The organism is Proteus alimentorum (assembly GCF_002607735.1).
GTDB lineage: Bacteria > Pseudomonadota > Gammaproteobacteria > Enterobacterales > Enterobacteriaceae > Proteus > Proteus alimentorum.
In genome coordinates, this window is sequence record NZ_NBVR01000035.1 from 22,432 (window position 1) to 36,194 (window position 13,763).

Here is a 13,763-nt window from a genome sequence, read left to right on the forward strand (position 1 = left end):
CTGATTTTCCTAGCTGAATGTTTTATTGGTCTAGCATCAATTGCTCTTACTCACCGTGTATTAACGTTGTACGGTACTAAAAAGAAGTGATGATACCCGCTAGCTAAAATAAGTAATTAACTGTTGCTTATAATTAAAAGTCCTATATCCTTCCATGATTTAGGACTTTAATAATTATATTAATATCTCTCATTAAAAAATGAGTGGTTCTAGTGGAAATAACCTTCAATTAATTTTATTTTTTCAATATCTAATGTATTAGTATATTGATGTAATAATGCCCAAGCCTGAATATAATCATATTTAACTTTAATTAAATCTTGCTGAGCGCGATATAATAATTCTTCAGCATTAAGTACATCGACCATTGTTCTCTGCCCGCCAATATAACTTTTTTGAGTCGCATCTAATTGCAATTTAGCAGAAGAAACGGATTGCTCATAGGCGTTCAATTTAATATTACTCGTTGTACATATTTGGTATTGATGACGTAGTTCTTGTGTGATCTGCTGAATAATTGCATCTCTTTCAAATGCACTCATTTGATACAATGCAGTAGATTGACGCATTGAAGCTGTTGTTTTTCCGCCATTAAATAAAGGTAAGCTGACATAAAAGCCAACATTCGCTGATTGATATTTTTGATTTACGGTATTATTGCTATCGGAATCACTATTAGAATAAGAAGCATAGAGCTGCACTGTTGGGAAAAATTCACCTCTATTTTTTTCCACTTCTTGTTTTGCTATTGCCATTTCATAACGAGCAGTTTGAATATTGAGGTTGCTTTGCATAACCTCATTTTCCCATGACTCGTAATTATTGGGTGTAATAGGTTGTAATATAAAACGATTACTGCTTAATTTTGCTATATGTTCTGCATCAGGCAGTGGTGTTCCAATCATTGAACTTAGTTTATTTTTAGCATTATCTAACTCAAGTTGGATATCCGTATATTGAGATTGAGTTAAATATAATCGCGTTTGGATCTCTGAAATATCTGTTTTTGTTCCTTCACCTAATTCAAATAAACGCTGACTTGATATTAGCTGTTTTTTATAAATCGCTTGCTGTGAAAGATTTAATAATAACTTATCCTGCGCATAAGCTAATTCTATATAATTATCCACTAATTTGATCACTAGCTCAGAAAATTTCACTTGATAACGACTATCTGATAATAATGTTTTGATTACTGATGATTTATAATCACTAAATGCCGTGTAATCAAAGAGTGGTTGGCTAATAATTGCACTGACGGAATGACTTTGATAATTTTGATACTCAGTTCTTTCTATTTCGCCTCGATTAGTATTGATAGGATAAACTTTTCGTTGCCAATTTCGTGGGTTATTTTGATAGTTTACATGTATACTTGGAAGTAATTGAGATAAGCCAATATTTTCATACTCTTTACCGGCAACCTGTTCTTTAATCGCAGCATTAAACGTAGGATCATTTTTTACTGCTAAGAAATAGAGATCAGATAAGCTGATCGCAAAAGTGTGAAAACTTAGCATCCATATAGATAAAATGGCAGAGAGCTTTTTTATTTGCATCATTATTCTTCCGTCAATGAAGTATGGATCCTATCTAAAACAGGCTTGAAGAGATAATTTAGTAATGAGCGATCGCCTGTATTAATAAATACATCAACTGGCATTCCAGCCTTTAATTTATTTTTATTGTCTGTAAGAAGAGTATTATCTTTAACATTAATAAACACTTGGTAATAAGGTTCTGTCGTTCTTTCATCAATAAGTCTATCAGCTGAAATTAATGTTACCTCTCCGGGAATTTTAGGTGTTGTATTTTGATTGAATGCACTAAACATTAAATCAACAGGAAGACCAAGTGTAACTTTATCAATAAGATGAGGAGCTAAACGTGCCTCAATAATTAATTGATGATCTTGAGGAACAACTTCCATTAATGTTTGGCCTGTTCTTACAACGCCACCTTGGGTGAAAACAGATAAATCCATTACTATTCCCGAAATGGGGGCCGTAATTTGCATCTTTTTTAGTTTATCTATTTCAATAATAAGTTGTTTTTCTGTTTCACTGATTTGTAATTGAACTTGGTTAAGTTCAGTACGTGCCGATTGGTAAAAATTAGCATTGCGTTGCAGTATCTTTTGTTCATACTCTAGTTTTTGTTTTTCTAATGTACTTATTTGTCCAAAATTATCATTAAGCTGGTTGTTATTTTCAGCAAGTTCACGTTCAACCTCTTGATATCGATGACGAGGAATATAACCTTCACTTGCTAAAGTTTGTAAATCTTTTATCTGATTTTGAAGGCTATTTATTTGGTTCTGCTTATTAAATGTGGATTTTTTAAGATGGATTAAACGATTGGAAATTCCTGCGATAACGGCTTTATAACCATTAACTTCACTGTATAATTCAATATACTTCTCATTAAGTAATTTATTTTGCAGTAGGGATAATTTATTTAAATTCTCTGAAGGAGAATAATACTTATCATTAGGATCTAAGATAAATTCTGTTTTTTCATTTAATTGAGCATATAAGCGTTGTTGAGTAATAAGTAAATTATCATATTGTTCTGATAAGGATTTTACTAAGGCTTTTGATTGAATAGAGCTTAATTGAATAAGGGTTTGACCTTCGATTACGTTATCACCATTTTTCACTAAAATATCAGTAATAATACCTTCTACTGAAGCTTGAACACTCTTTTTATTACCTGAAATTGAAACATTTCCTTTCGCAGATACGCCTTTATCTAAAGGAGCAAAGGCTGCCCAAAAAATAAAAACAGCAAGACCTAAAAGAATAACTGACCATCCTATTATTAAGAATTTTCTAGGATCATCTGAAATATCATGAACAATATCGATTTCATTTTTTTTTGTGATCATAATTGTCTTCTCAATATTAAATATTGTTTTGAGTAATAGGTGTAGTTGTTGGTGTACTCTTTATTACTGATGAGTTATTTAACTCAGCAATAACTGCTGTTGTAGAGCCAAATAATTTGGTGTGACCATCGAAAAGAACTAAGAGTTTATTGGTCACTGAGAGTAATTGTTTTTGATGCGTGATTAATATAACCGTTTTTTTATTTTTTTTAAGTATTTGAATCGATTGCATTAAAGCTTTAATGCCCAAATCATCCAAATTAGAATTGGGTTCATCTAAAACAACTAGCGCAGGATCACCATACAATGCGCGAGCTAACGCAATACGTTGTCGTTGTCCTCCTGACAATCCTTCACCATGAGCGCCAATAACGGTTTCATAACCCTCAGGAAAACGTAAAATCATTTCATGAACATTTGCCATCATTGCAGCTTGAGTGACTTTTTGAGGATCTATTTCAGAAAAACGAGCAATATTTTCGGCAATCGTGCCAGGGAAAAGGGCGATTTCTTGAGGAAGGTATCCAATATATTGGCCAACTTCATTTTTATTCCATTGATATATATCGGCATTATCAAGACGTATAGCTCCAGCTTTAACTTCCCATATACCAACAATGAATTTGGCTAAAGAGGATTTGCCTGAAGCGCTCGGGCCAATAATGCCAAGGACATCGCTGGGGCTTAGTGAAAAATGAATATTATTTAATAATGTGCGTTCTGTTTGAGGATATTGAGCTTGATTAATATTTACTGTTAATTCACCTTTAGGAGCAGGTAACGCCATTTTTTTATTTTCTTCAGGATACACTTTTAATAGTGTGGTCAACCTTTTATAAGCTTCTTTACTACTATCCCAATTTTTCCATACACCAATAACTTGTTCAATCGGCGCTAGAGCGCGACCTAATAGTATTGATCCTGCGATCATCATTCCTGGGCTAATTGTATTATCTATTGCTAGCCATCCGCCTAATCCTAGCATTAAAGATTGCAGAGCCATTCTGGTGACTTTTGTTATTGCATTGACACCAGCTGCATTATCACTTGCATGAGTTTGTGCTTGTAGATATTTAAAGTGAGCAATTTGCCATTGGTTACGCAAATAACCTAGCATTCCCATTGCTTCAATAGTCTGTGGATGTTCAAAATGATGGCCTTGTATTACCTGTGCTTGATTAGCATACTCATTAGCCTTTTTTAATGACGATCGAGATAAATATTCATTAAGAATTGCCAAAGAAAATAAAACAAGCGCACCACATAATGCAAATAATCCTAACCATGGATTAAATAAGGCGATTACAAGAAGATAAATAGGAAACCAAGGTAAATCAAAAAAAGCAAAAATGGCGTGACTTGTAATAAATTGCCTAATAGTCACTAAGTCATTAAATGCTAAAGAGGAATTAATGCCGGGCGTTTTATTTAATTTTGCTTGATATGCGGCAGTATAAATTCTTGAATTTAAGGATAAGTCAAGTTTGTTACTCATTCTAATGACAATAATGCTTCTTAAATATTCTAATCCTCCCATAAAAATGAATAGTGCTAACATAATGAGTGTTAGCATTAATAAAGTCATTTCATTACCTGAAGGTAAGACTCGATCATAAACTTGCAACATATAAATGGAAGGAACTAACATTAAAATATTTATTAAGGCTGTAAATATTCCAATGGAAAGAAATACTTTCTTTCTCTCTTTTATAATATTTGTAATTTCATTATTGTGTTTGCTTGCTGGCATAATGTTATTCCTGATTTTATTCCTATCTGTTTTATTGCTATGTACTGCATTTCTTCTATCAATATGGAGTGATAAATCTATCTTTTTTTTAATAAAAAAATATAAAAATAACACCTTATAGGTAAAAGAAAGGTAGGAGAAATCTCTCTCCTACCTAATGAAAAATTAAACAATAAAGTCAGTTTCGTAATTAACAAATCCTACAATGTCAATTTTGAAATCAGGGCTATATCCATATCCATAAGCATTAATAGCAAGTTCACTTGAGTTTGTTGATTGATCATATTTAATGGTTGCTTCACCTGAGCGACCTGTAAAATTATCAACAAAGTTAAGGAATTTATGGCTAAAAGTATTTTCGATTAATTCTGATAAATCAATCTTATCAATACCTGATTTGAAGTCCATTATCTTGTCAGCAGCAGAAATTAAAGAATCGGTGATCTCTTTATAAACAAAGGTATTGCTACCTGTACCTCCCCATAATGTATCTTGACCACCACCACCATACAGTATGTCGTTACCGCCACCACCGATGAGAATATTATCAGCATCATTTCCATAAATAGTATCATTACCAGAGCCACCGATTGCATTTTCTATTGTAACGCCTTGTGCAATAGAAACGTTTTTCTGTAGTCCGCCAACATCAGAGAAATGACCCTCGCGTAAATCAATAATTTGATCTTGATAATATCCTGAGAAGTCAAAAGTATCGTTACCACTACTATCCCAAACGGAGAATATTAATTTATCGTTACTGCTTGTTGCAGTGTAATAATCAATACCTGTATTTGAGTTGAAACCGTAAACATCATCACCTGTTCTGGTCGTTGTATTTGCGCCATAAAGGTATTGCATTGCTGAAATATCATGAAGTAGAGGAGCACCAGCATAAGCACCTTGGAAATGTGCGCCCGTTTCATATTCATCCCAATAACTCATAACAGTATATTGGCGACTGTCTTCAGCGTAGTCAGATTTTAAATAGCCAGGTACGTTTTGTCCTGCGTTATAATCTCCAGGGTGCATTAAACCAAGTGCATGACCAATTTCATGGATAATGGTTAAACGACCATAATTACCTAATTCAGGCGTTGTATTACCTGCATAATAATAATCACTAAACCAAGCTTGCCCCGAGACATCACGTCCATAACTATAGGTATTTGGTAATGTTGCATAAGCTTGGAATTTGCCATAGGGATCAGTAATATTTCCAAAAGTAATATCTGATTTTACATTTGGTCCTACTTCTGTAAATTTAATATTTGCGATATCAGACCATGCATCTAAAGATTGTCTTGCATGATCTTTTTGCGCTGAATTAAATCCATAGGGATTTTTATCACTAAAATCATTAAACTTTTTACCTGCCCAAGTTGGAAACGAATACGTTACTTCTGCCGCTTGCCCAATAACATATTTCCCATTCCATGTGGAATTTTCACGAGCAATATGTTTTCCTGCGGTATCATAATCAAAAGAAGGTAGAGTTTTAGCTGAAAAATTATAGAAAATTCCACTCTTATCTAATAAATCAGAAACATTAGATAATCCTACTGCTTTTTTTAATAAAGAAGAACCCATAATATCCTCCGGATATCAAGTTTAGGTTAAGTTTATTTTCATATTGAAAATAGTTTAATTATCTGGCGAGCGCCAGCGATAATAAAGATAGCCACTTATTGATATTAATCTAGAGGGGGAAAATATGTTTTTAAATAATTGTGAAGTGAGATGTGTTTTAAGTCAGAATAATTTAATGATGTAAATAAATCTAAAGTTATCTTTTCTGTGGCGACTTTTTTTATTGTTATTATTATTTTAAATAAGAAACTTTTTTATATTTTTATAGTATATCAATATATATTTTATGAAATTTTTCTTTATAACTAAAAATGGTTAGTATATTACTTGATGATTTCTCATCAAGTAATATAGGAAATAATAGTGCATTTTAATTAACAGAATAAATCTTCATATTCGTACTTACCAACTAAATTAATGTTTAAATATTTAGGTGTGGATATCTCTGTTGTGTTTATTTTTAATTTTGTAATGTCATTAATGTTGTCATAATAAAGGTTGCCTTCATTATTATTTAGATAATTAGAATTAACAATATTAATGTTATTTATAACATTACCATTATCTGTTTTTTTATAAAAAGAGATTTTATCAATACCAGATTCAAAATCAGTAATTATATTTGAGGAATCATTCTCTTGACTATCAAAACTAAAGGTATCATAACCTGTACCGCCTTTTAATGTGTTATTGCCCATTCCTGCATCTAAATAATCATTGCCTTCACCCCCATTAAGTTCATCATCACCGTTAGCACTAAGTAAAATGTCATCACCCAACCCGCCAGCAAGGATATTATTTCCTCCGGTATCCCAAAGATAATCATTTCCTTCTCCACCATATAGGTGATCGTTGCCATCGGAGCCCATTAGAGAATCATTTCCTTGTTCTCCATATAAATAATCATCTCCTTGTTCTCCATAAAGATAATCATTTCCTTCTCCACCATATAAGATATCATTACCTCCTTTAGCGTATAAAGTGTCATTACCAAGCTTACCAAATAGGCTGTTGTTAGCATCATTTCCAGATATGATATCTGTTTTACTGCCTCCTATTGCGTTTTCAATAACAGTATCATAGGCAATAGAAATATTTGCACGTAATCCTCCTACATCAGAAAAACCACCTTCACTAAGATCTATTTTTTGGTCAACGGCATATTCTGAAAAATCCAATGTATCTATTCCGTCAGCATCCCAAATACAGGCAACAATTTTATCCTTAGTTGTTTTTAATGAATAATGATCTTTTTTTGTATTGGAATTAAAACCATAAGTGGTATTACTAGTGTGTGTAAATTTATTCTGTCCATATGCTACTTGAATAGCATAAATATCCATTAACTGTGGTGTTAAAGGTGTCATATCTTTAAAATCAGCATCTTTAAATTCAGGGCCGTTATATGCCATTATTGAGTATTTAGTGGTATTTTCTTCACATTTAGTCGTTTCTTTTCTAGTAAATGTATGCTTTAGACCAAGAGTATGTCCTATCTCATGGCTAATTACTCGCTGCATATTAGAATCTTCTTTAAATACATTTTCTATATTATAAATATGAGCCTCAGCATTGTTATTTTTTATCAAGAAATAATGATCGTTGTTTTCTTCAACTACATAATTAATAACATTTGATTTGGATTTAAATTCATTTAATCTTATTTGTTGCTCAGGAGTTATTGTTGATTTACTAATATATTCAATAATCTCCATATCAGACATATTTATCCAAACTTGCCCGCTGAAACTATAATCTTCAACTTTTTCTATTTTATTTTTTACTATTTTATTCTTTTTTTCTATATTATTTGGATGATAGGCAAAGCCTCTGATTGAATGACTGTTATAACTCCCAATCTCATTTATATTATTATACATGCCAAATTTAAGATCTGTATCTTTTACATCATTTACTTCAATAAATTTAATATTTGCAACTTCTTCCCATTGCTGGAGTTTTTCTCTAACTAAATCTTTTCCTTTTTCATTGAATGTTGTGATTGTTTTATATTTATCACCTCTTAATGCTGACCAGTTAGGAAAACTATAAGTTATTTCAGTATAACCTTTCTCAATATTATAACTTTCCCATTTATTAATTGATTCATTTACTTTCATTATATTGAAAATATAATTAAAATTAGGTGAAATATATTTTAACTGTTTATTCATGATTAATTACCTTTTGTTTTTTTGCGAAGGGTAGTTTATCGATAACCTGTTAAATGCCTTTCAAAAAAGAAATATTTTAAATTATTTTAAAATTAATTAATCTTGTGAATTGGTGTTAAAATGAAAGGTAATGAATTTTATCATTCTATAGTAATGATGTTGTATGCTTTTTGTTTATTTATTTACATCTAAATTAGGTGGGGTATTAAATGAGCAGCTTATATGTGTTTGATTGATATTTTATTGAGTCAAGAAGTGTTAATTAATGGGGAATAGTGAACAAGAAAAAAGTGCTGTTATATCCATTAACAGCACTTTTTGTTTTTTTATTGTTAAATTTTACTGCTTTAACCCTGGTGAGGTTACCTGCTAAAGGCAGGTTTATTGATATCGACTAACTTTTTATAGCAAACTGCTTTTATTTACCTCATTGTGAGGAAGGTGATTCTTTTTATTTTGGGTTTAATTTAAACTATCTTGACTAACATTTTATTTTTGTGCCATTACTTTACCTTAGTACTTTGTGCATTTGGGAGCCTATTATAAATATGCCTTACATACCTAGAGAAAAAATAGATTACCAAGCCATTGGCTATCGCCTGCGCGCTTACCGCATCGCCTCTTCGTTAAAAGCTGAAGATGTAGCAGAAAACTTAGGTATTTCTCGTGCTGCCGTATATCGATTAGAAAAAGGTGAAATTGTTAAAATTGAGACACTAGATAATCTTGCTAGATTATTAAATACCTCGTTAACCAGTTTACTGGGCATTAATACTGAATATTATTCAAGTGCAAATGGCTTTTTTGAACGAATGCGCCAACTTGAAACGCAATCTTCACATATTTACACCCACTTCGAACCTTTCTCTTACTTATTAACTTCAGATTGTTATGACAAAACATTGGTTGAAATGCTAACAGAGGCATCACCTTTAAATCTTTTGTCTGAAAAACAACAAGAAGTTTTGTCTATTTTAAAAGAGCGTAAGAAACATCAGTCCTTACATTCACCTCATATTTATAACCTTATTAGCCAGCAACAAATTGAAAAATTTCTTTATGTTGGCATGCTAGGTTCGGTTAATTTAACTAAAACACGGCAACAAGAAAGAAAAGAACGAGCAAAAAATGAAATTCTTCATCTCATTGAAAAGTTAGAACAAAAAAATAGTTATCTTAATATTGCAATCATTTCAGATACTATGCCGTCTTTAACTTTCCAATTATTCTATCAAGATAAAGTACCTCTTTCTTTAGCCGTTAGCCCGTTCCGTTTAGGTGAATTCCCTAATGTCAGTACGGGCATTGCCACTGTAACTTCTTCAACTGAGGCGATATTTCAATACCAATCTCTCTTTGATAAATTATGGTTAAAAGCGACCAAAGGGGATGATGCAATTAACCTTTTAAAACAAATAGTCAGTCATTATTGATTTGCTAATGTGCCTAATGTTTCTGCTAATAAATCTGCAGCGACAGCTATATCACTAAATTCGGTAAATTCATCAGGATGATGGCTAATACCGGCAACTGAAGGTGTAAAGATCATCGCCGTTGGATAAAGTGGCGCCATATTCATGGAGTCATGGCCTGCACCACTTAGCATTGTCATATAGTTGATATCGTGTTTTTGGCACAAGTTTTCAATAACTTGACAAATTGAATCATCTAATTTGACTGGCGATTCAGCAGAAATCGGTTGAACATCAATAGCGACACCAAAATCTTTTTCTGCTTTTTCAACACTATTATTTAGGCGCTGTACAACACGTTGAATACTTTCAGTATCAATACCACGAATATCAACAGAGAATTTTACTTGCCCTGGAATAACATTCATTGAGTTTGGAACAACATTGAGTTTACCCACTGTGCCAACTGTGCCATAAACGGCTTCAGTACATGCTGCACGGTTGATATCGGTAATAATTCCCGCACTTGCCACTAATGCATCTTGACGTTGATACATAGGAGTGGCACCTGAGTGATCTGCATGACCATTAACAGTGACTGAAAAACGTGTTGGTGCTGCAATACCATTGACGATACCAATAGTTTTTTTGTCATTCTCAAGGCGTTTACCTTGCTCAATATGAAGCTCAACAAAGGCACTAAAACGATCTTTTGTGATTACGCAATTATCAAAATTATCATGCTGATAACCTAAAGATTTTAAAACTTCAAAGAAGTTATTACCGTCATCATCTCTATTTTGTTCCCAGCGTGCTTTATCTATTTTTCCTGTTAATACCTTACTGCCAATACACGAAAAGCCAAAACGGCTAGATTCTTCCGCACGGAAAACAACCAGCTCAAGATCACGTTTAAGTTGTTGTGGTTTGTATTGCATTAAGGCATAAAATCCTGCGATAACACCCAAAGCTCCATCATAAGCACCGCCTTGAGGTACGGTATCAAGATGAGATCCTGTACCTACTGCGGGTAGTGAGCGATCTTTACCCGGTAAACGTGCGTAAAGTGTACCAATACCGTCACGATAAACTTCAAGACCCGCTTCTTTCATTAAACCCGCAAGATACAGATGTGCGGCTTCATCTTCTTCGCCATAGGCAATACGAGTGATCCCCTTGCCACTGTTATCTTTTTTATAAATTTGCATTGTGTCAATTAATGCTTTCATATCATCAATTGAATAATGAGTTGCTGTATCTTGTTGAGTCATAAGATAATTCTCCCGTGGTTTTTGTAATATCTCTTTGTCTAAAAAATGAGACAATTTAAGGATTAAAAAAGCCATCTTCAAAGATGGTCACTGTTTTTTATAATCATTGCCTATTATATTTACTGCTGAAGCTATATTTCGTCAACGATAATTGAGGTGAATTTCATATTCTGTGAGGTAGGTATTAATTAAAAAGAAATATATATCTGGAGTATTTCTTAAATGAACTTAAATTGTATGGTAAATGTTATAAAATAGATCGCTTTTAATTTAAAAGTGAAAATAAGAATGATTACTGATAGTGGTTTTATTATTTTAACGCTTATTTAAGGTGTAATTTATATGCCAGTGATGAAGCGTGATATAAATATATTTTAAATTTTTTGTACTAATTAATTAATATATCATAATTTTAAAAAAACTAAATTTATAATAAATAAATTTTATCTTAGATATTTTTATCAATTTTATAATTATAAAACAATTAGTTAAGAGGATTGTAGTTAAAAGTCAAGATAGCCACCTATAGATTTTGAGGGTGAATCGTTATTTTCTATTTCAAGTTTATCAATAAAATCTTTAAATTCATAAGCAATTAATGTTAGCCCTGAAATAATTTTTTTATCAAAAGAGATGTTTCTTCATGATCCCAAAACCATATGCTTCCTTTCTCATTTCCTTGGGTACATATACATATTTGATTTCCACCTGATGAACAACCAATAGGTATTAATTCCATTTTAAGATCATTTTTATACGTATTAATCATTTCAAAAATAGTATAGTCATCATTGATATTATTTAAACCATAAAAATAATCAATAGTGTCAAATCCTTTATTATCAGCCCAAGATGAAGATTCAATACCTTTGAAAATTATTATTTCATCAAATTTTATATTACTACTAAAATAAAATAAAAAGTCATGATAATTTTTAGGTAATACACCTATTATTCTCTCAAGGTTTTTTAAAAGAGTTATTTTTTTATTGGCTTCAATAGAAGTAAATCTTACACTTAAAGATTTAAGCTTGCTTATCATTTCTTACCTTTATTTTAATTTCTCATATCGGATGCTGAGCCGATGTGTGGAATATTTCCATTTTAACAGTATCAGGAGATATTGTTACTTTAATCCCTCCATCAATATTTTCATCTATACTAGGCAGAGGGTGGGGTAAAAAGTTAGAAACAGGTTTGGCTCCGTAGTCATAATAAAATTAATTTCATATTATTTTGCCTAACCTAGGATATATGGCTATTCAAAAACACAGAATTTATCACCAATGCTCTCATTTATACTCTTTTTTATAACTTAAATAAAAATCAAAGTATTTTTTGTCTCTCATTAAATGCTCTATTTTTTCCAATGTTATAAGCAAGCTCAAAATACTTATATGAGATATCATATTGTTCTAATTCATAGCATACCATACCTAGATTAATATATGGAGCAGTATCAATATCTGATGGCTTGGTTATTAATTATATCCCCCCCATTCTTTTGCTATAATATAATTTCCAATATCAAAATATGCGCTATATATACAAGATGAGATCCAATTCGATATTTCCCATTCTAGCTTAGGTTCTGGTATTAATTCCCATGCATTAAGATATGCTGTTAATGCACTATCATAATTCTTATTATTATGAAATTCATTGCTATTTTCAACGATTTCTATGATTTTTATTTCTAGATTTTTATCTAAGAGTTCGCTCATTTTTATTCTCATTATATTAATTACGTTACGTCCGGTTTTACTTTTTTACCTCTTGTTGTTTCTAACAACAGTCAATGCTTCTGTGTTTATTATTGCATTCGCGATTTGAAAGAAGTGCCTTAGTGCAATCTCAAGCTCACATCATCACTATCTGAGAGATCTTGTTAAGTGATATTAAAAAAGTACACTTTGGCTTATTAGAAATAATTAACAACTGTAATAGATGTTTACTTTCTGAGTATAAAGAGGAGTAATTTATTAATCTTTATTTTTAGATAAATGATAGTTATTTTAAAACCGATTAGTATGTTTCCAAAGAGAAATTTTGCAATAAATAAATATATTGTAATGGACAGAGATAATGATATTAATATTATCAATAGATACGGTAAGTTATTGTCTTTTTGAAAGAAAATAGATAATAATAAAATGAATAATGTTGTTTTTATTGCTGATGATGTACTTGATTTTATACTTATGAAGTAAGGTGTTGATTTTGCATTTTTTAAGATTTTCTTTTCTTTTTTATTGAACATTTATTTTATACTATTTTTTATTTTTCATATATTAACTGTAACATAAATCTATATTCTTAATGCCATAATTAAAGGTTAATTTCATTTTATGATTAATTTTATCGTCTTAAGTTAAATTTCTTGAGTGTCTCAATTAATGGGGAGTGGACAGCATCGTAAGATGCGCCAGTGTCCAATAGAGCTGGTAAGGCCAACTCCGTTCAGTTCACCACCAGTAAGATTGGCCTCTTCAGTGGTGAATTCAGCAATCATCTATTGGAGGCGGTCTTATGACTACAACCCCTAACCCAACTCATCCATTACTTGCTATTCAGTTCGATTCCACAACAGATTTCATCACACTCGTTGATTATTGCGATACTTTTGTAGATGCATTGATTAAGTTTGATGATCTTGCACTTCAAATGGCATTATGTTGT

The 13,763-nt window shown here is 31.6% G+C and carries 9 protein-coding genes; 1 reads left to right on the forward strand and 8 read right to left on the reverse strand.

Annotated elements, in window-relative coordinates:
• Positions 1-209: 209 nt before the first annotated feature.
• The 5 genes from B6258_RS14385 to B6258_RS14405 form a co-directional block, all read right to left on the reverse strand.
• The gene (locus B6258_RS14385; protein ID WP_099075845.1) at positions 210-1,562 is read right to left on the reverse strand and encodes a TolC family outer membrane protein; all 1,353 of its coding nucleotides are present in this window, start codon (positions 1,560-1,562) and stop codon (positions 210-212) included.
• Positions 1,562-2,887, reverse strand: coding sequence for an HlyD family type I secretion periplasmic adaptor subunit (locus tag B6258_RS14390; protein WP_099075846.1), 1,326 nt, complete (start codon positions 2,885-2,887; stop codon positions 1,562-1,564). The genes B6258_RS14385 and B6258_RS14390 overlap by 1 nt, the downstream gene beginning before the upstream one ends.
• Before the next feature lie 16 nt (positions 2,888-2,903).
• Complete coding sequence (locus B6258_RS14395; RefSeq protein ID WP_099075847.1) at positions 2,904-4,637, reverse strand: type I secretion system permease/ATPase; 1,734 nt, start codon at positions 4,635-4,637, stop codon at positions 2,904-2,906.
• 165 nt (positions 4,638-4,802) lie between these two features.
• Positions 4,803-6,227, reverse strand: a complete 1,425-nt coding sequence (locus tag B6258_RS14400) for a ZapA family metalloprotease (RefSeq protein ID WP_099075848.1) — start codon at positions 6,225-6,227, stop codon at positions 4,803-4,805.
• Positions 6,228-6,601: 374 nt separating this feature from the next.
• Entirely contained in the window at positions 6,602-8,401 is a 1,800-nt protein-coding gene (locus tag B6258_RS14405; protein ID WP_099075849.1) for a M10 family metallopeptidase C-terminal domain-containing protein, read from the reverse strand.
• Positions 8,402-8,949: 548 nt separating this feature from the next.
• Here B6258_RS14405 and B6258_RS14410 point away from each other — a divergent pair.
• Complete coding sequence (locus B6258_RS14410; protein WP_099075850.1) at positions 8,950-9,834, forward strand: helix-turn-helix domain-containing protein; 885 nt, start codon at positions 8,950-8,952, stop codon at positions 9,832-9,834.
• Here the strand turns inward: B6258_RS14410 and B6258_RS14415 are convergent.
• From B6258_RS14415 to B6258_RS18415, 3 genes are all read right to left on the reverse strand, one after another.
• Complete coding sequence (locus tag B6258_RS14415; RefSeq protein WP_099075851.1) at positions 9,828-11,084, reverse strand: Zn-dependent hydrolase; 1,257 nt, start codon at positions 11,082-11,084, stop codon at positions 9,828-9,830. The two genes, B6258_RS14410 and B6258_RS14415, sit on opposite strands and share 7 nt — an antisense overlap.
• Positions 11,085-11,685: 601 nt before the next feature.
• Positions 11,686-12,126, reverse strand: coding sequence for an SMI1/KNR4 family protein (locus B6258_RS14420; RefSeq protein ID WP_240531599.1), 441 nt, complete (start codon positions 12,124-12,126; stop codon positions 11,686-11,688).
• A gap of 439 nt (positions 12,127-12,565) precedes the next feature.
• Positions 12,566-12,808 carry a hypothetical protein gene (locus tag B6258_RS18415; RefSeq protein WP_240531600.1) on the reverse strand — a complete coding sequence of 81 codons (243 nt, stop codon included), beginning with the start codon at positions 12,806-12,808 and terminating at the stop codon, positions 12,566-12,568.
• Between the last annotated feature and the right edge of the window lie 955 nt (positions 12,809-13,763).